23 protein-coding genes are annotated in these 18,433 nt (G+C 53.7%); 4 read left to right on the top strand and 19 right to left on the bottom strand.

The window, feature by feature from the left end; translation table 11 throughout:
* The first annotated feature begins 10 nt into the window (after positions 1-10).
* On the top strand, positions 11-436 hold the full coding sequence (gene arsC / locus ET34_RS0115080) for a glutaredoxin-dependent arsenate reductase (RefSeq protein WP_031523422.1): 426 nt from the start codon (positions 11-13) through the stop codon (positions 434-436).
* A 102-nt stretch (positions 437-538) separates the two neighbouring features.
* On the opposite strand, the gene ET34_RS0115075 is transcribed toward arsC, so the two are convergent.
* Genes ET34_RS0115075 through ET34_RS23215 form a run of 3 tightly spaced genes read right to left on the bottom strand, consistent with a single transcriptional unit; the run spans position 539 to position 3,112 of the window.
* The gene (locus tag ET34_RS0115075) at positions 539-763 is read right to left on the bottom strand and encodes a tail fiber assembly protein (protein WP_031523421.1); all 225 of its coding nucleotides are present in this window, start codon (positions 761-763) and stop codon (positions 539-541) included.
* The gene (locus tag ET34_RS0115070) at positions 756-992 is read right to left on the bottom strand and encodes a hypothetical protein (protein WP_051640552.1); all 237 of its coding nucleotides are present in this window, start codon (positions 990-992) and stop codon (positions 756-758) included. Before ET34_RS0115070 ends, ET34_RS0115075 begins: the two co-directional genes overlap by 8 nt.
* Positions 992-3,112, bottom strand: coding sequence for a hypothetical protein (locus ET34_RS23215; protein WP_051640551.1), 2,121 nt, complete (start codon positions 3,110-3,112; stop codon positions 992-994). The genes ET34_RS0115070 and ET34_RS23215 overlap by 1 nt, the downstream gene beginning before the upstream one ends.
* A gap of 221 nt (positions 3,113-3,333) precedes the next feature.
* Here ET34_RS23215 and ET34_RS22580 point away from each other — a divergent pair, with 221 nt between their 5' ends.
* Positions 3,334-3,591 carry a hypothetical protein gene (locus tag ET34_RS22580; protein ID WP_152548402.1) on the top strand — a complete coding sequence of 86 codons (258 nt, stop codon included), beginning with the start codon at positions 3,334-3,336 and terminating at the stop codon, positions 3,589-3,591.
* On the opposite strand, the gene ET34_RS0115060 is transcribed toward ET34_RS22580, so the two are convergent.
* Genes ET34_RS0115060 through ET34_RS0115025 form a run of 8 tightly spaced genes read right to left on the bottom strand, consistent with a single transcriptional unit; the run spans position 3,573 to position 10,653 of the window.
* A complete protein-coding gene (locus ET34_RS0115060) occupies positions 3,573-4,223 on the bottom strand; it encodes a hypothetical protein (RefSeq protein ID WP_031523415.1) in 651 nt (216 codons plus the stop codon). The genes ET34_RS22580 and ET34_RS0115060 overlap by 19 nt on opposite strands.
* On the bottom strand, positions 4,220-4,522 hold the full coding sequence (locus ET34_RS0115055) for a hypothetical protein (RefSeq protein WP_236633880.1): 303 nt from the start codon (positions 4,520-4,522) through the stop codon (positions 4,220-4,222). The genes ET34_RS0115060 and ET34_RS0115055 overlap by 4 nt, the downstream gene beginning before the upstream one ends.
* Positions 4,522-7,719: a TipJ family phage tail tip protein gene (locus ET34_RS0115050; RefSeq protein ID WP_031523411.1), complete on the bottom strand. Its 3,198-nt coding sequence runs from the start codon at positions 7,717-7,719 to the stop codon at positions 4,522-4,524. The genes ET34_RS0115055 and ET34_RS0115050 overlap by 1 nt, the downstream gene beginning before the upstream one ends.
* Positions 7,720-7,774: 55 nt before the next feature.
* Positions 7,775-8,374, bottom strand: a complete 600-nt coding sequence (locus tag ET34_RS0115045) for a tail assembly protein (protein WP_031523409.1) — start codon at positions 8,372-8,374, stop codon at positions 7,775-7,777.
* The gene (locus ET34_RS0115040; protein ID WP_031523407.1) at positions 8,362-9,093 is read right to left on the bottom strand and encodes a C40 family peptidase; all 732 of its coding nucleotides are present in this window, start codon (positions 9,091-9,093) and stop codon (positions 8,362-8,364) included. The genes ET34_RS0115045 and ET34_RS0115040 overlap by 13 nt, the downstream gene beginning before the upstream one ends.
* Before the next feature lie 12 nt (positions 9,094-9,105).
* Entirely contained in the window at positions 9,106-9,879 is a 774-nt protein-coding gene (locus ET34_RS0115035) for a phage minor tail protein L (protein ID WP_031523405.1), read from the bottom strand.
* Positions 9,880-9,887: 8 nt separating this feature from the next.
* Positions 9,888-10,238, bottom strand: coding sequence for a phage tail protein (locus ET34_RS0115030; RefSeq protein ID WP_031523404.1), 351 nt, complete (start codon positions 10,236-10,238; stop codon positions 9,888-9,890).
* 55 nt (positions 10,239-10,293) lie between these two features.
* Entirely contained in the window at positions 10,294-10,653 is a 360-nt protein-coding gene (locus tag ET34_RS0115025; RefSeq protein ID WP_031523403.1) for a hypothetical protein, read from the bottom strand.
* A gap of 302 nt (positions 10,654-10,955) precedes the next feature.
* Here ET34_RS0115025 and ET34_RS0115020 point away from each other — a divergent pair, with 302 nt between their 5' ends.
* Complete coding sequence (locus tag ET34_RS0115020; protein ID WP_152548401.1) at positions 10,956-11,270, top strand: hypothetical protein; 315 nt, start codon at positions 10,956-10,958, stop codon at positions 11,268-11,270.
* Positions 11,271-11,485: 215 nt separating this feature from the next.
* Here ET34_RS0115020 and ET34_RS0115015 read toward each other — a convergent pair whose 3' ends face one another.
* The 8 genes from ET34_RS0115015 to ET34_RS0114975 all read right to left on the bottom strand — a co-directional run bounded on the left by ET34_RS0115015 (position 11,486) and on the right by ET34_RS0114975 (position 18,099).
* A complete protein-coding gene (locus ET34_RS0115015) occupies positions 11,486-14,533 on the bottom strand; it encodes a phage tail tape measure protein (protein ID WP_031523401.1) in 3,048 nt (1,015 codons plus the stop codon).
* Positions 14,533-14,820 (bottom strand): DUF1799 domain-containing protein, encoded by a 288-nt coding sequence (locus ET34_RS0115010; protein ID WP_031523400.1) that lies wholly within the window; start codon positions 14,818-14,820, stop codon positions 14,533-14,535. Before ET34_RS0115010 ends, ET34_RS0115015 begins: the two co-directional genes overlap by 1 nt.
* Before the next feature lie 17 nt (positions 14,821-14,837).
* Positions 14,838-15,176, bottom strand: a complete 339-nt coding sequence (locus ET34_RS0115005; protein WP_031523399.1) for a phage tail assembly chaperone — start codon at positions 15,174-15,176, stop codon at positions 14,838-14,840.
* Positions 15,177-15,244: 68 nt separating this feature from the next.
* On the bottom strand, positions 15,245-16,177 hold the full coding sequence (locus tag ET34_RS21040) for a phage tail tube protein (protein ID WP_035891506.1): 933 nt from the start codon (positions 16,175-16,177) through the stop codon (positions 15,245-15,247).
* 46 nt (positions 16,178-16,223) lie between these two features.
* Positions 16,224-16,652 (bottom strand): phage tail terminator-like protein, encoded by a 429-nt coding sequence (locus ET34_RS0114990; protein ID WP_236633877.1) that lies wholly within the window; start codon positions 16,650-16,652, stop codon positions 16,224-16,226.
* A 7-nt stretch (positions 16,653-16,659) separates the two neighbouring features.
* Positions 16,660-17,259: a hypothetical protein gene (locus tag ET34_RS0114985; protein ID WP_031523396.1), complete on the bottom strand. Its 600-nt coding sequence runs from the start codon at positions 17,257-17,259 to the stop codon at positions 16,660-16,662.
* 2 nt (positions 17,260-17,261) lie between these two features.
* Positions 17,262-17,615, bottom strand: coding sequence for a hypothetical protein (locus ET34_RS0114980; RefSeq protein WP_031523394.1), 354 nt, complete (start codon positions 17,613-17,615; stop codon positions 17,262-17,264).
* Between the two features lies 1 nt (position 17,616).
* A complete protein-coding gene (locus tag ET34_RS0114975) occupies positions 17,617-18,099 on the bottom strand; it encodes a DnaT-like ssDNA-binding protein (protein ID WP_031523392.1) in 483 nt (160 codons plus the stop codon).
* 80 nt (positions 18,100-18,179) lie between these two features.
* On the opposite strand from ET34_RS0114975, the gene ET34_RS22700 reads away from it, so the two are divergent.
* Positions 18,180-18,398 (top strand): hypothetical protein, encoded by a 219-nt coding sequence (locus ET34_RS22700; RefSeq protein ID WP_031523390.1) that lies wholly within the window; start codon positions 18,180-18,182, stop codon positions 18,396-18,398.
* Positions 18,399-18,433 lie beyond the last annotated feature (35 nt).

Genomic DNA, 18,433 nt, shown 5'->3' with positions numbered 1-18,433 from the left:
AGATACTGATATGAGCAATATTACCATCTATCACAACCCGGCCTGTGGCACCTCACGCAACACGCTGGAGATGATCCGTAACAGCGGCAACGAACCGATGATAATTCATTATCTCGATACGCCACCGACCCGTGATGAGCTGATTAATCTTATTTCAGATATGGGAATTACGGTGCGTGCATTACTGCGTAAGAATGTTGAGCCTTATGAACACCTGGGTCTTAATGAAGAGAAATTTAGTGATGAGCAGTTGATTGATTTCATGCTTCAACATCCGATCCTGATTAATCGGCCGATTGTCGTTACGCCGCTTGGCACTCGTCTTTGCCGCCCTTCAGAAATAGTGCTGGATATTCTACCGGAAGGCCAGAAAGGAGCGTTTACCAAAGAGGATGGCGAGAAGGTCATTGACGAAACGGGGAAGCGGGTTAATTAATCTACCCACTTCAAAATATCGGACGCCTGTTTACGCTATGCGGGCGTCCGCTTTTCGCTCAAAGCGGACATTAATCAGCTTTTACAGGGCTGGGAGTATCATTCACTTCTCAGCGCTGGTCGGTGCGCTGGGCCAGACTGGATCAAGCGGAAACGTATGTTGCTGTGGAACATCGCGAAGCGCCTGGCGGTAAGCCGCCCACGCCTCTTTATCCGTGGGCGCGTCCGGCATCATTGCCCAGTCACACTCGGCGATCCGGCGGTCACGCTCGGCGCGAATTTCCTCCGCCTTAATTTCTGCCAGCTTGTCCTGATTGATTTTAATCATTGCCCGCTACCTCACGATACGTTCCGCCAATGCCGCTCGGCTCACCCAGTGCAGCCTCGTCCAACTCCCAGGCTTCCTGGGGAATATCCAGCGGCAGAACGGCTTCATTAACTAACCAGAATGGCAGACCTGCCGGCACGTCTTTCTGACCGATTTCCAGGACAGTAAGTCCGCAATCTGCGGGTGATAAAACGGCTACGCCATACTCTGACTGATAAATAATCTTCATTAAATTGCTCCCTTACCAAAGATGGCTACCGTTGTGGCTACTGAGTTAGACCAGTCGCGACCGTCTCCGGCTACGCGGGTTTTAACCCTGACGCCATTCACCGATCGAACATTTATTTCTTCAATGACAGCACCTGCAGAGTCGCTGGCACCATGAGCTATCATGCCCGCAACGCCATAATTAGTGTCCGCCATAGGCCTGCCGAAGTTGATCTGGTAGATACCTCCGCCCAGGTACGCGACCGATGAAATATTGTGGCTCCCCATAATGGGAAGTGCATTATTAGCGCCTGATGAACGGCCATCAAACCACACCCAGGCGCTGACATATCCCTGTGAAAGGTTTGTCACAAAAGTAGCCCCATTAAGGTTTGGTATATCAATGGTTTTTACAGTCTGCTGCGAGCCGCTGGCGTCCGTTATTTCAATAGCTGCCCATGCTTCGCCACCGACACGCTGCTTCGCCACCAGCGCCGCTTTAGCGCTCACTGCGCCTTCAACGCGAATTTCAGACTGCACGCGCCCACCTTCCAGCAAAGAGTTTGCTGGCTGGCCGGCTGCGTAGCTGTTCATGACACCGAATGATGTATTCGCGGCGACGAACGCGCCGGAAGCACGGATTACCCAGACGCCGACAAAAGCGCGAGTACGAATTTCAAACGGGCTACGCCCATAAATCGGATTGGAATCGTTAAGGCTAAATGAAACTATACCGAATCTTGGTTTAGCGGTGCCCTCAAGGATTGACGATGTATTTGAAACTGAGCTTTGCCTGAACACCCCTGCCCCGTTCATTGTGTTAGAACTAAGCGGAGGGGATGCAGAAACGGTACCAGTTGCGTTAGGTGCGCCGTCCATGTGAATGCTTCCGGCACCGCCAGCGCCTCCATCGCCGCGACCATACAGACTTTTAATGGAGTCATCGCCAGCAAAGCCGTTAACCCCATCCTTCTGGACGCCGTTAAAGTCCGGTACGCGGAAGGTAACTGCACCATCACCATCGGAATACTTCGCGCGCTGCCCTACGTCGCCGCGCCACACCGAATCCGTGATGACACCAATCATCTGCGCGTAAGCCCAAAGATCAGGCCAGTCCTCGCGGTTGAGCAACTGACCATCTGCCGCCACTTCATACTGCGGAATGTAGTTACGGCTGTCATGCAGGCGCTTTGCGCCAATACAGAAATTCATTACGCCGGTTTGCGTCGGACCTGTTGCCCCGCCCATGTTCTGCGCCTGCTGCAACGTCACGGCGTCGTTAGGGTTTACCGCCGGGGCACTTAGTGGCAGCGGCTTTTCATCCAGCAAGTTTTGCAGTGCCTGCGCCTTATTTTCAACATCAGCTAGGTTCTCGGCTTTAAGCAGCGCGTTTGCCGGGTTCGACGCGGCGGCACGGTCTGCTTCCTCTTTAGCACGGTCAGCCTGCGCGGTGGCGAGGCCAACTTGCTCTGCGCCGCGTATTTCTGCATCGTCGGCCGCCCGCTCTGCCCGTTCTGCCTCGGCGGTGGCATCAGTGGCTTTCTGGCTCGCCGTGCCGGCGCTGTCCGATGCGGCTTGTTCATGCTGAGCGGCTGCCTGCGCTGATGCGGCTGCTTCTGCGGTCTTACTCTCAACAACGCCCCGGTCCGCTGCCACGGTGGCTTTGTCAGCGGCCACGGCATTTTGTGACTGCCGGATCTGGTCTGCAATTTTCTGCGCCTGTGCCAGGTCCACTGTCTTAAGCAAATCAACAATCTTCAGCCAGCTGGGGCCGGTGAACTGAGAGCCATCCTTCAGCGTTACCGTGATGTCATCGCTCACGCTGAAAACCTGCTGCCAGTTATCTTTGTCCAGGTTCTGCCCGCGCAGCGCTTCGACTGTTTGCGTTGCCAGCGCCGCCGTAATGAGGCTTTGCGCTTCGCGCGGCACTTCACTCCAGGCCAGTCCGCTTTGCGTTGGCCCGGTGAACTTACTGATGAGCGTCAGCTGCGTATCGCTGGTGATAGATTTGACCGTCAGCGTGTAGGGTGTGCCGCCGATACTCATCACAATAAAGTCACCGGCCTTCATTGCAGTGAAGGTGGTGCCAGTCCCTTTTACGGCGTCAGATTTGTTCGTAAGCGCGAGAGTTCCTGCCGACATGGCAATCTCCTGATAATAAATAGCCCGCCTGAGCGGTGTGTTTTGTGGAATTGATAATCAAATATCAGAGTGAGGTTTATGAATTGATATAATTCTGTGAATCCTAAATAAGCGAGTAAATTACCGTGCGCAGAATATTACTAATTGCAATAATCCCCGTGGCATTAATTTCAGGTTGTTCATCCACTGAACGCCCTTATAATTTCGTGATGGATTATCCTGTGGAAGCATCAAGACTATCCCTTTCAGGAAAACTGGTTGCAGAGCTGAACTGTGATAAACATTCCCTGAAATTAATCAGCGACACAAGCAATGGCATATTTTCCCGGCATGTTAAAAACCGCGTTAATAGTTTGTGTTATGGAAAGAAGGGTACGAGAAACATCACCTATCTTTTCAACGCACCCCGCACGCCAGCATATAACATGATTGCCACACAGCCGCAGCGCACGCCAGAGTTTCAGATGCCGACAAACTGAGCCAGGGGGATTCGGAGCCCCCTGCTCTGGAATGTCTCCGCCCATGTTTTCTGCTTCAGAGTGATGTAGCGCCCCTGCAATTGCGAGCCTGTCCAGCGAAAGACAATCCCGGAGTAACCAAGAATAAGGTTTTCATCACCGCCGTAGCTGAGGTTGCCGGGGCAGTTATTGACCAGTATCCACGGGTTAAAATCCAGCGGCATGGAGATGATGTTATTCTGGAAGTCGAACCCGGCAGGCACGTCAAAGAATTTCACAATGCGCGGCATACGTGAGGCAGAAAGCGCACTCCAGACAAGATTCCCGTTTCTGTCGAAAACATCCATGTATCCGCTGTCAACAGGGATATTACGCGCCGTCCGGATCATCCTGCCGCAGTTTTGCTCAACAATATCCGCGCCGGGAAACCCATATCGACCGGCATTAAACTGAAGCCATCGCAAGCGGCCATCATTCCAGAATGCCTGGGGAGAATACCCCAGCGTGCTCCCATCACCGAATGGACTGTTAATCCGATAAAACCCCCGGTCAGTTATATTCGTCATGGCTCGCGAATCGTAAAACATCGTTGACCGGTTTTCGGAGTCAATGAGTAACTTGCCATCTTCGTTATAAACTTCAAACCCGCTCATTCGAAATTATATACCTCAATGGTTAATGTATTTGAAAGCCCCCCGGTTGAACCATGCATTAAAAAAGCATTAAAGCCCCCATTGTATGCGCGGCAAAAATACTCATTCGGGTTCCTGAGAGAGGCTGACGTAATGACCACCACCGTGCCACTTTGAGTGGCACCACTGAAGGCAACATTTTTGGAGGTCTCTGTCGGGCCTAACGTCACCGTTATGCTCCCCATAAAACGCAGGTTGTAGTCAGTCAGATCCACTGCCACTCGTCCCTGCGCGTCCCAGCATTGCAGCCCTTGTGCCATTACCACAGCCCCATTCTGAGTCGTAACACGTTATTGCTGTCGAAGATGCGCACGAGCGTGCTGGTGATAATCATCCTGCCGCCGCCGGCCACACCGTTAATTTCCAGCGTGCCGTTTTTATCAAGCCGCCAGCCCTGTGAGCCGGAAACGAAATTATTCGACTGGATGAAGTTCCCAATTTTGGCGTTGGTTATTGTGCCGTCCTGAATGAAGGCCGAACTGATAAACACCTGGCCGTTGACCACGGCGAACGGTGAATACTGCGTGGTGCCGCTCCCGCTCATCAGCACGAACTGATTAGCGTTGAACGCAACCCGCGTGGCCACAGGCTTCCCGGCCTCTGCGATGGCCGCAACAGACATGCCCGCCAGATATTCGATATTGTTAATCTTCACGCCAACTTTCAGCGTGTGGATTGCCGATGAGCCGTTGGAATCCACCAGGGCGGTAAGTTTCTCCTGCACCTGAGCGGAAACATCGCCTATCTGTGCCCGGACATCCGTTTCCAGATCCGCAAGCCCCTTATCGACTTCTGCGATTGTGGTTTTAACCGTCAGTATTTCTGCCCGCACCTCGCCCAGCTGCCGCCACTGGTGATCCACTGTGGCATTATTGGCAAGCGCGTTCTGCAGCGCCGCCTCAATGCTGTTATCAAGGCTGCTGGTCAGGCGCTCCCCGTCCTGCGATGTCAGGAAATCGCCGGCGATGTCGCCCAGGTAATCATCGGCGTTATCGTTGGCCATCCCTCTGACCCAAGCAGTCCAATCGGACTGGTTACCGATTCGGTCCACCAGCCGCGCCCGGTACCAGAACTCCTGCCCGGCTCTCAGGCCAAGCTGGACATAGCTATGCTGCGGATATGGAACCCCGGCCAATAACATAGCGTCATCACCGTTACCGTTAAGGGAATATTGGAGTTCTGTTTGGAGGGTATCTCCAGTATCTGCTGGAAAAGCCCAGTCGATCTGGATCCCCCAATTTATTGGGCTGGTTCGAAGTCCCACTGGCACAGGCACTTCTCCCTGACGGCCCTTCAGGTGCGTTAAAGTGGACGTTGCCCAGAGGCTGGATGCGCCGCCGGTATTGATGGCGCGGACACGCACCAGGTAATCGCCCTCGAAAATACCAGACACTTCGACATTACGAAGGCCCGTCTCCGGCAGATTTATCCATTCGTTATCGCCTCGCTTCCATTGCGCCTGATAAGCAATCACATCCGCCTGTGGCTTGCCATTAATGTCCAGAGGCGCATTCCAGGAGGCAGTGAGAGTAGCCACGCGCTGGCCTTGGCGAACCGCATCATAGCTAGACACGATAATATTGGTGGGCTGATTTACGATCCCTGTCGGAATCAGGCTGATCGGCGGCGTGTCCAGTCGGGCGTTGTTATCAACTGCATCATATTTCGAAGCGTTGTATTCGGCACCGGTAATGGTGAACGTGTTTTCTTCATCGTTGAAAGTCAGATTTGTAACCCGGAAGTACTGCAGGCGCAACTGGCCAGCATCAATCACGAATATGGCATTCGGGAGAGGTGAGGAAGTGAACGGAGAAGACACGATCAGCTGCGTGCCGTTTACGGCCTGAATCACCCGACTTTCAACGGTGCCGCCCTTCGTGCGGATCATCAGCGTATCGCCCGCAACCGCGCTGGTGCCGCGATCGGTACTCACAGCTTTAAGCCCTGCGTTGTACCCGGTAATGCGCCCGCCGTATACGCGTCCCGACAGGCGCTCATCGGCGAAAGCAAACACCGTTCCCGGCACGTAGACAAAGCCATCAAGTCCAGTCTGTAGAGTGATGATACGGTCGAGGGAGTTGGAATAAACCGCCCATCCGCCGCGCCGCTGCGCCTCGCTCTCGCGCGTACAGCCGATCGCAGTAATTTGCGTCTGCTTGAACTTAAACTGCTTTACCAGATCCGGGAACATCACTGCCGTGGTGCGGTCTTGATAATGGTTGTCCGGGTCGCTGAAGTTGATCAGTGCACTGGAGAAGCGGGTCTTTTCACTGCCGCTCGAGTAGACCGGTTTCCCAACCACCGAGGCGCGGGTAAGGATCTGCAGTTTCGACGTGTCCGCCGGCATGTCAGAGACAACGTTAAACATGTTGTTGCCCCAGAATGTCATGCCGTTGAAGCCAGCAGCGATGTCCTTGATTACCTGCCAGGCGTCAGCCTGCGACTGAATGTATACGTCAAACATGAAGCGCGGCTCTGTACCGCTGCCGCCTTTACCATCGGGCACCTTCTGGTCACAACGCTGAGCAATACGGTAGAGCTCCCACTTATCCAGCATATCCGCAGTGACCCGGCGACCAAGTCCAAAACGCGGCTCGGTCAGAACGTCGAACCAGATCCAGGCCGGGTTGTTCGACCATCCCCACTTGAACGTGCCGTTCCAGGTCCCGCTATAGGTACGAGCTATTGGATCGTAATTTGAAGGGATGTGGATGATGCGCCCCTTCGGCTTGCAGGAAATCTTCGGGATATTGTTGAACGACTTGGCATTGAACGACACATACAGGAGTGCCGTATGCGGATAGCGCAAGCGTGCATCTATCACTTCAGTAATAGCCTGTACCTGAGTTTTATTCTGCAGCAGCTGGCTGGCGCTGTCAGCGGTATCACGTACCACCCGTATCTGCCAGCCGGTGCTGGCTTTAGGAAGATTGATACGGTGGGTCAGTTCATAAAGCGAACTGAGCTTCTGCGTCACAGTTTTAGTCATGACTGTTGAGTAAGCGCCCCCATCAACGGCCAGATCAATATGATATTTGACTGAGGAGCCAACAATATCGGCGTCCTTTTCTTGCTGCTGCAGGCCAGGGATGCCAATGCGCACGAGCACCGCATCGATCTGGGTATTGCTTAGCGCGCGGGTCCATGGAGTAGCTTTTGTCAGCGATACACCAATCGTGGTTTCATTTTCTACGGCGGGGAAGCCGGGGATCGGCGTCTGGGTCTGTGTACCCGGACGAAAGTCCCAAGAGACGCTCTCAAAGTTCATTGAACCGTCGGCATTGCCCAGCGGTGTGCCGTCGAGAAAAATGCGGGTCGCATCCAGACCACCAGCAAATTCACCTTCCCCGAGCGCCAGCAGCATGCGGCAGCGAGCCATTGATTGGGCACTATCCGGCTGTTCTACGGGCGTGTGCTGCTTCTGGCTGCCGCCCTTTGCACCAGTAATCGTTGCCATATTGCTTCCATAAAAAAAGCACCCGATTGGGTGCTAATTGAAAAGTGAAAAGGCTTCAGATGTCCTCGGCCACGATCCCCGCGCTGATGATGGCGCCACCGATTTCGCGCTCGCCATAGAGCAGCGCTACCGGATTGCCCATTGCCAGGGTATTGACTGTGCCACCGAAAGCATAGCTCGGCTTGTTGTCAGGGTCTTCTCGCCCCTGTAGCCCTTTAGGTTGGGGTGAAAGCATCTGATAGATACCACCAGCCATCATTGACGCACCCGACATGATAAGTCCCGCACCAAACGTCAGGCCGACACCGGTCCAGCCGGTTGCTACCCCTACAATTACGCCGGCAACCACCATTACCGCACCCAAAATGGTCTGAAACATGCCCGCCTTCTTAGCCCCTTCCATAACAGGCGCAATTCGAATGTCGCTATCGCCTGCCAAATCCTTAAAATCCTGGACATCGATGTTGCGTTTCCCACGAAACACCGCGAATGTCATGCCGTTTTTCTTGGCGTTCATCAGGTAATCTTCCAGCCCGTCAAAATTGATGCACAAGGCTTTTACCGCTTCGGCAGACGTTTGAACAGCCAACTTGTGAACGCGCCCAAACCGGGCGCCCAGCGCGCCGTAAAGACGTATTGTGGTTAAACGCGCCATAGCTTTAACTCCCGTGGCAGGTCTTTGTGGCGAACGCAAATCATCGTTCGGTCTTTGAAATAGCCGCGTGTATACGGCGTGATGCAGGATGGCTGCCCGTACAGGTGGTGCAGAAGATCACCTTCTTCGGTAATTATTCCCGCGTGATTCCATTTGGCAGATTCAACCTGCATGATGACCATGCAACCGGGCGCGGGATCGCACTCGATAAAGCCTTCTTTTTCCCAATTTTCGAAATAGAGATCATCCAGGTATTGGCTTTCCCACCACGGGTAATCCACTCGGAAATCGTTCAGCATGACGCCCTGAATGGCGTGCCAGTCCATGATGAGTCCCCAGCAGTCGTGGGAACCGAGGATAAACGGGCGGCCAATAAGCGGCACCGCGTCGGGCATGATTTCGGCGTATTCATCGCAATCTGGGGCATAAATGCCCCAAATTACACCTGAGTTGTTGCACTGCTGGCGATCCAGATCGGATGGAATAGGCCGGGCACCGTCGCCTGGATGGGAATGAATGACACGGATAATAGTGCCGGTATCTTCGGCGTTCGCCCAGTATTGACCATCAATGCGAAAATGTTCGGAGGGGTTTTCATGTGTGTTGGGTATGGGGATATAGAGCTGCCGACGGCCTGACTGAATGACGAAGCCGCAGCTCTCGTGTGGAGACTCCTCCAGCGCATGCGCGCGGATAGCCGTCATAATAATTTTGTTCATTGATGCGTCCGTTTATCGGGTAAAAAGAACCGTTGCTGGGAAGCCACCAAAATCGAGGATTGCTGCGTTAGGTTCAGCCAACCCGGCGCTAAAGCGCTTTCGGCAATCGCTAAGACAGCCACCGCAGACATCGAGGGCTGGATCGCTAACAGAATTGCCCTTGGCGTCAAAGTACGCCTTGCCGTTATAGGTGCACCCGTCTCCACTTCGGTATTGCCCGCGCAGTGCCCATTCACACAATGAGGTAATTTGCCTTGTAGGGATCACCTGGTTCTGCAGATCTGCCGGACTGCTGAGGGACCAAGAAACGACCTCGTCGTCCTCAGATGTTTTCGTATCGAGCCAGAAAGTCTGACGCGTGAACATCGTTGGATCGGCAGTGGAATTGACTCCTTCAGGGAAGTTCACCGCATCCAGATAAACCGCGTAGGTGTCGATGATGCTCACCTTGGCGTTCACCATATCTTTGAACTGCAGGCAAAGTGCTGTGATATGCCCATCAAGGTTTGAGACGCTTAGCGATGGTTCTGCCGCCTGATCAGTTGAGAGCGAAAGGCCAGTTATCTGAAACGGCCAGTAGTCATAAACCTCACCACCGAATACGATCGATTTCGGCCCCAGTTTGTTTTCGTCGCCCTGCGCCGCATCTATTTCAGCCGGCGAGTGCGGGAAAGGTGAATAGTGAAAACGGTGGATCCCGCCGCTGAATTCTGAGGCATCCACTTCAACCAGACGAATAGTGCCACCCGGTGACAGCATGGCGGCAGTATCAATTAAAGCTGTCATTAGTGACCTCAGGCATAGGCGCCGTAAGCACGCTTAATAGTGAAAGTTAGCTCGGCGAACTTGCTGCTAATCTGGTTCTTGCGCACCGAGTCGGCTACCACGCGATAAAGCCCCTTAACTTCGCCGGGCGGCGTGATAATGAACGCTTTTACTGTATGCGCCAGGAGGAAATTACGGATTCTATCCACCTCGGTCTCGGTGCCGGTATGCTTCATCGGAACCTGGATAGCAGTGGAGTTGATACCGTTATCGGACACTTGCTCGTAACCATCCCCGAACTGTGCCGTCCGTACCGATTGGCTGTATTCAATGGGCCCAGCGCCAAGTTGGGAGGACCAGTTGTAAGTTTCAACCATCATATTTGCTCCATAAAAAAACCCAGCCGGAGCTGGGTTACATTAATAAAAAAATTAGTTACGCGAATGGTTCGACCGAAGAAATACGGTAAGAATATGGGCCGTGCTGAGCACCGTCTTCATCAGTTTCGTTATAGGTAATGATGCCACCTACGCTCAGAGGTCTATCAAGCACATCAAGCGTGGCTGTATTTTTCTCGATGGTTGACCCCCAATCCAGCAGCGCAAGCCCATCGCCAAAATCTTCCATGACGAAAGGATATCGCTTGATACCTGATTGTTCGTGATTTTCGACACAGCCATAGCCAAAAGCATCGCTGTCATAATTAAGCTTCTTATCATCAAGAACAGGAGAGACAAAGGAAATACTGGATTTCCCATCCTCAACCCACAACGCAGTAACTTTAATAGACGCCATTCCACCCTCAATAATCAGTTAATTCAAATAGATAGAGTATCATTATCCGTATAAAAAGTTATGCGATGCAAGTCTATTATTAGATAATCTAGACTGCTGAGGCCCCTAATTGCTTGAATGATTATTCCCCATAAATAGCGAGGCTATATATAGGTAAACATAGCTATCAGGCAAGGTGATTCGCCAGTAGATATGTGAATTAGTCAAGCAGCATTAGGAACATGCCCTTGCTTTTGGCAAAATCAAGGAAGCTTTTAATACTCATTACTTTCGGTCCGCCCACTAAACTGGTAAGGGAAAAAATGAATTACATTCTTGCGGCAACAATTTTCATTTCGCTATCTGCCCCAGCCCTCGCTCTTGATGCCGATGATTTTAGTGAGCTTGAAGGTTATACCGTTACCGCAATCACCCGTGTCGATGGGGATTTTGAGGGGTGTGAATATGATAAAAAGATCAAGCTACAAAATGGCTGGGTGCTCTCATGCCAGACATATAACTATCACTACGCTTATGCACCAACAGTGGCCGTTTTAACTAACGATGCAGGAAGGGGTTATCTCATCAAGGCAATTATTGATGATGATATTTATGATATGCAGCCTATCGCAAAATGAAGAAGCCTACTTCTGAAGTGGACACATTCCGGTTTGGAACAACCAATTCTTGAGCTAGCATCATCAGTGGTTCATCAGACGAATAGTCCATCATTCAGGTTCGCACCTGTAGATGCTAGCCTTAGGTGTTTCATCACCACCAGCCTTGCCAATCACATCATCATCCCGTTGATTCACTTGCTTTGGCATATGATAACCAAGGGATGAGGCAAACTCTATCGGCCTTTAGTGAAGTTGTAGATCATGCCGCCAGGCTTAAGGTGCCGTTGTACCACTTGCAATGCGGCATTCTGCATCTCATCAGCTAGCGCGCGCCCCATTGCATCGCCAGAACTGGACGTGTGGGCCGTTGCCGAACCACCAGCGTCAACGTTAACAGTAGTGTTAATGACGGGAGCTACTCCCCCTCCACCCTGAGCTCTCACTCCGAGACGGCCTGCAGAGTCACGCGTCAGAGGCATTATTGCTTCTGCACCGGCTTCAGCAAACACGCCCCCTTTCGCAAACTTCGATGCGCCCTGGAAGGTAAAATACTGAGGTGAGTCGTAGACACCATTCACATACTTACTAAGCCCGGGCGAATCATATACCCCGCCTTTAGCATTGAAAGTAACCCCTGCAGCTGCATTCGTATAAGCTCCGCCTGGTGTACTCCCCCCGCTACTGCCGCTGCCGCCGCTAATCCACCCCATAGCCGCCTGCACCGCATGAGCAACCAGGAGCCGGTTTACGACCTCCGCGATCATCTTTAGCATCGACATGCCGAATGATTTGATTGAGGCTTTACCCGTAATCATCAGATCTGTCAGCATGCCAGATAAACCATTTAGTGCTGAACTGGCAACATTATTCACCGCGCTGTAGGTATTGGTGGCGACTTCCAGGTATTCATTCCAACCGTTTTTTGCTCCGGCCTTCCAGTCGCTTCGCAGTCGGTCCTCTTCAGAGTAATAATTTTTTAATGCCTTGAGCTCCTTTTCATAGCCAGCGTCATCGAGCTTTCCTCCGCTATTTATCCACCCTTGCCGGAGCTGTGCCTCTTCGCGCATACGCTGAGCCTGACGACCACTGAGGCCCGCGCTACCACGCAATGCATCTGCCTTTTCCGACATCTGCGTCACGTATTTATTAGCCTGCTGCGCCAGGCCATTAATCTTCTGCTGAGCCTCAATTTCTTTATTCTTATGGTCCACCACTTTTGCGGCATTCAGAATAGCTTCACGGCTGGCAAGCAGAGCGTTTTCCTGAGTCGTTAAGGCTCGAGTTTTTGCAGCCTGGTCGAGCTCGGCAAAGCGTGATTGCTGCTTGCTGAGTTCTGTATTTTTGGCCTGAGTCTCCCCGGTCTTGCGTAGGGTCTCGAGAGTTTCAGTTAACGTCCTGGCCTGAGCCTGGTAGGTTTCAACTGTGCGTTCACCATCATCAACCTTAACCGATGGCGTTTTAGGTGTTTTGGGGTCCTTGTAGCGCTCGTTAAATTGCGCGAGATGCCTGTCAGCCTCCATCTGAGTTATATAACCCGCCTTCACAGCTTTGGCGTATTTCTCGGCTTCTTCAGTTCTCTTTTGAGCGTTAGTTGCCAACGATTTTTCGCTGGCATTCATCTGCAGACGAAATTTAAGTTGCTCATCATTGAACTGCTTGGCTTTGGCTGAGTTTTCTTGTTGAAGGCTGATTAACTGCTGTAGGCCAGCCTTCGTAACCTCAACAGTAGGAATCTGGGGCTTTGCTGCTTCACGGGTCACATAATCCCATCCGGGCAGCTCACTCCCACCTGTGCGGATTCCCTGTTCCTTAAGCCCGACAGTTGGGGTGGCTTTCAGATCATCCAGCGAAAGCTTGTATTTACCGACCTTGTCGATTAGGTCATCCCACCAGCCCCCGGTGAGTCGAAGTGAAGAAACGGAAGCATCACCAAAACTCTTTTGAGAGTTTGCGAGCTGGTCGATGATAGCCTTAGTCGCACCAGCAGTATCGCCTGCATCTGTCAGAGCTTTCACTTGCTCATACAAAGCTAAGGTAGCGAAGTGATATTGCTCGTTCAGGCCAATAAGCGCCTGAACTGGATCCTTACCAATACGTTCAAACTGTTTCAGTAGTTCATCGACACTTTGCCCGGTTGTTTTGGACATCAGCAGGGCTGTATTAGAAAACTGAGCTATCTGGTCTGCTGATGCCCCCATAGCCGTAGCTTTAGTAACAACATCAACGGCTGCGGACTTACTGACATCCCTGGCAGAGGCTAACTGACGGGAAAGTGATTGCAAGCCTTCTGCACTTTTTCCTGAGATGTTGCCAGTCTTGGCCAAAGCCTGGTTTAACGCAGAGACCTGCTTATTGTTTTCGTATGCCTGATATGCCACGTACGCGAAACCGCCGGCAACGGCAGCCAGACCAATAGTCACCGGATTCAAAAGCCCTAACAGTCCGGTAATGTAGGACGTTACCCCAGAGATTGCCCCTTTTACACCGCCGAACTGGTCTTTGATCTGGCCGCCCTGCTGCAGCAGAATCAGGAAGGGAGACTGACCGCCCGCCAGCTGCGTAGCAATATCCGTAAACTGGGCCGGGAGCGTGCGCATGGCGGCGCTGTACTGGCCCACGGAGATACCGGCGCGTCGGGCCGCTGCCTCCTGGCGTGATAACGCTTCAGGCAGTACGTCAGCGACGCTTGAGAGACGCTCACGCGTCTGGTTCAGGATTGCGTTGTAGTGCTCGAACTGAGCTCCGTTGATGCGTCCAGCCTCGAGATGAGCCACCAGCTGTGCATGCTGTTCATCAAGAGAGTTGAATGCGCGGATCGTCGGGTCGATGGAGCCCAGCAGGTTCTTCAGCGCGGCAGACTGTTTTTCAGCGGCCTGGGTTGCTGCCAGTTCGGCCTGGGCGCGCGCTGCGGCCTCGCCGGTATCGGTCAGCTTTAGTCGGGTCTCGTCGAGAATTTTGTTGTAGTGCTGAAAATCATCGGTATCCAGGAAGCCTTTGGTCTGGAAGTTTCTCAGCGCGGCCTGCTGTTCATCCAGCCGGTTCAGCGCCTTGTTTACCGGGTCAATATTCTCTAACAGCCCCTTGAGGGCGGTCTGCTGCTCCTTGAGCCCTTCACTGCCCTGCTTCGCAGATTCAGCACCAGCGCGGAACACACTGTTAAGATCATCTGCTTTTTCAACTGCCCCAGCCGCGGCCTGGCCGAGTTTATCCAGTTCATTGCTGGCTGTCTTTAGGTCGGAAACATCGGCCCGCAAAGTAATCGAGGCGATCTGGTCAGTCATTATTTCGTCTCCTTATGCATTACCTTGAGAGCCTCGCTTTCCATAATCTGAAGGTCAGCCATGCAGGCCGCCGCATCCTCAACCCCGTGCAAATCGAACATCCAGGGGAGAACGTTGTAATCAAGGCCGGTCGCCCCGCTCGCGCCGACACGCCACTGGGTCGCCAGTGAGGAAAAGATGGTGAAGGACTTCCATACCGACGGCAGGATCCACACTTCCTCCTCCACGTCCTCAGGCGTTAAACCAAAAGCGGCTAACTCCGCGAGAGTCGGCCCTGGCGTATACAACGCTGCGGCGACCTGCCTCAGTTTTTTTCGCGCATCCCCATCAGCTCTTTGGTGTAGGCCAGGCCGATGCTATCGAACGCGCGCGGGTAGTTCTTGAGAAGTACGATCACGTTTTCACGATTAAAATCGTCCGGCAGTGCCCAGCCCTCAACGATTTCCAGGAAGTAGTCAGCCTGAGGCTCGATAGCGAGCTTTTTACTTTCTGCGGCCTTTTGCAGCTTATCGTCCATGGCGCGCAGCTCATCCAGCGTCTTATGGCGGAAAGTGAGGGTTAGCTTGCCGTCCTCTGCGCCGGCGCGCGGGATGCTTGCGGTCACTGAAAAGGTTGGGTTCGGGATAAGGGAAAACTTGGTCATTTCGGTTCCTTGGTAAAGAAAAACCCGCCGGAGCGGGTTCATTTATGTAGTGGAAAGAGCCCGGCTGGTTAGCTGACCGTGACGGTGCACGCAGCCGAGGTGATGATCTTGCCTGTGGCATCGGTGACTTCGCAGGTGTAAACGCCAGCATCGCCGGACGTAACAGCCGGGATGTTCAGCGTCGAGGAGGTTTTGCCCGCGATGGCCGCGCCGTCCTTCTTCCACACGTAGGTGTAAGGCGCCGAGCCGCCCTGCATTACGACCGCTAAATCCAGGGCGTCACCTGCATCGACGGATTGAGTCGCCGGGAGATCAGACAGGAACGCCAGTGGCAGCACGGAAGAATCGACGATCGGGTAAATCTGCATGTCCGATTCGAAGCTCATGCGTGCCTCGTTGCTCTCTACGGCGTTAATTTCAGTGCGTGGCACGCGCTGGAACGACACTTTGGCAGAGTAATAACGATCCGCTTTACCGCGGGGATTATGGAACCAGACCGCTGTGGTGTCGCTGGAATCGTCCAGAACGATAAGACGCTTATAGATGGCCAGTTGCGGGTCATGGGCGAAGGTGTAGACCTGAACGACAGCGTTTTTAAACGTCGGGATAGTACGGGCCTTATCATCCTCCAGGAACTGTACACTGATGGTCTGCTGGTCGCCGCCCTCAGTGGACAGAGTCATTACCTGCGGCATGGTGATCCACGAGTCAATTTTTCGCAGCGTGCCCGCACCGGTACCGGCCGGGAATTTAGTAGCGTCGCTGGTATCGAACTCCTCCAGCACGATCTTAGTGCCGGTTACGGATTTAACTCGCAGCACCATATTGTCGAGTTTAAGCCACCCGGAACTCACCTGGACAACATCCCCTGCCTGGATGCCGACTGCCGATGCAACGGTCAGTTCGCATTCCGTCGCGTTGGAGGCTGCGGTAAAGGTAATAGGAGCCTGATAGGTTCTGGCCACGTTCACACGCGAGCCGTTAGGGATTGCGAATGCCATAGCACTCTCCTGAATTTGGATAAGAAAAAACCCGCCGGGCGGCGGGTCAGTAATCAGCGCGGTACTGCATGCTGACGGGGATGGTGTAGGTTATGGATCCGCTGGAACCGTTAGGCGCAGAGGTTGGTCGGTCCTGTACAGGCTGGCGCACCTGCGGCGGCCCGTTGATATATACCGTCAGGTCAGCTTCCACCAGCGGTAATCCCTCCGGAAAGGCATCGGCGATGGACTGGGCCAGCCCTCTCGCCTGGGTAACACCTGACCCAGCAGGAACGATGATGTTTGCCTGTAGGATCCCCTGGTAGGTGCGCATCTGACCGGCAAGGTCCTGGCCTATTGTCTGCGCCGGCAAAACATAAATCCGGGCGTATGTGGCATCAGGCGGGTCAAACGTGATGTTAGGCCAGGCGACAGGCAAGCCGAGCGACGCAGCGATAACTGCTACCCGGCTCTCCAGCAGTTCAACAATTCGCATAGACTGGTCACCGACCATTGCGCACCTCGCTCATCGCTTCGCGAAAATACTGGGCCGCATCAATAGCTGTCAGCCCTACCATTCCTCCCGGAGCCTGATTTGAGTGCCCGTTCTCCAGCGCCTGGGCATATGGTAGGTTATTGGTGAAGTAAATAGTGTCCACCTGCCCGACTCTGAATACCTCGAGTACCGCCAGTCCGCGGGAATTAGAGCCCTGACCGGAGGCATCCGGCGTATCGTTCGTCTCTGTCGGCTGGCTATCGAACCCCACATACCAGTTATTCTTGAACCGACCGCCGACATAACCCCCTGGCTTTTTGATGTCCATTGAGTCGTTGACGCGCAGACCGCGCCTAAGCCGCCCGGCTCTGGTGAGATTGGCCGGATCCTCACGTAACGCCGCGTTGTGCTCCCGCACCGCGGTGTTGTAAGCCGACGCCGTCTGGTTCATCTGCCATATTTCCGGCTGCCCGACGGGCGACATATCCACCAGCCGACCGAGAATCTTGATACCTGTCCGGCGCACAACCTGGTCCATCTCCTGCTTTGAACCCTCCACAACCAGTTGAATGGCAGCCAGAAACGGCTGGTTTGCAGAACTGGTCATACTCAGGTCCTCAGCTGAATGTTGTAGGAGATAAGCACATCTGCCGGCTTTATGGGATTAGGCTGCACCACCCGCCACGTCTTACCGTCAATTTCGATGTGATCGCCGATTCGCACTTCCGTTTCAAACGTGGCCGCCAGTTTCTTATCGCCCGTAGCAACCAGTGAACCGTCGATTTCACGCGTGGAGTATTCGGTGATAACGCCGGTAACGGACGCTGTAATAGGCTCGGTGATAACCTCTTTCCCGTACTGATCGCGGGTGGTAGTACCTCCGCGAGTCAGTTGGTAGGCTTTGCCGTTCTCCGTCAGCAGCCGCGTTGCCGTAGCGCGCATGCGGCGATAGTCGATTGCCATGCTACCCCCTTTCGATCCGGACCTGGTTGCCGCCCACCACAAGCCCACGCAGCGAGGAATAGAACCAGGGGAATGTTGGAGTGGCCTTATTCGTTCCCGGCTCGTACTGTACAGAGACGGCCCCCTGTACGCTCTCAGCTATGACCGCGCCGCCACCGGAGACCGACGGCGTGAGGTCAATCTCCTGCGACTCGATAGCCAGGCGGCATTGCGCATCAACCAGGCGCTGCGGGATGGTGTCAGCCGGTAGATCAACGCCATCGAAACGTACGCCCGAGCGCGGCCACGACAGGGGCTGCAATGTACTGGCTCGCTGCCCGCGCCAGCTCTTTCCTTCCAGATAGTCCATTGCCTGCATCAACATCTGGCCGCACTCGCCGTCATCGGCAGGTACGGTATACCCGCGCCCGGTCGCGAACGCGCGCAGGTCAACTACGCTGACGTAGCTGTTGAAATCAGGCGAATGAGGATCGGCAACCAGCATGGTTACTCCTCCAGACGCCAGTCCAGCGCCAGCCAATTATCCACTTCATCAGGATGAACATCTGCACGTAGCGGGCCGCCATGGAATTCTGGAGTGTCACGGACCATGACCACCAGCTCAACACCCTGCTGTTCCTGCTGCTGTTCCTGCTGCTGTTCCTGCTGCTGTTCCTGCTGCTGTTCCTGCTGCTGTTCCTGCTGCTGTTCCTGCTGCTGTTCCTGCTGGGCAGGGTTTTTATCAGCGGCCTGCTGAGCTGCAAGCTTTTCCGCTTCACGCTGAGCGCGCTGCTCTCTGGTTAATCCGGCCATTGGGCCTCCTGAAAAACAAAGGGGCC

The organism is Siccibacter colletis (genome assembly GCF_000696575.1).
GTDB classification, from domain to species: domain Bacteria; phylum Pseudomonadota; class Gammaproteobacteria; order Enterobacterales; family Enterobacteriaceae; genus Siccibacter; species Siccibacter colletis.
The sequence above is the reverse complement of the archived record's forward strand: the minus strand, read 5'-3'. Positions and strand labels throughout refer to the sequence as shown.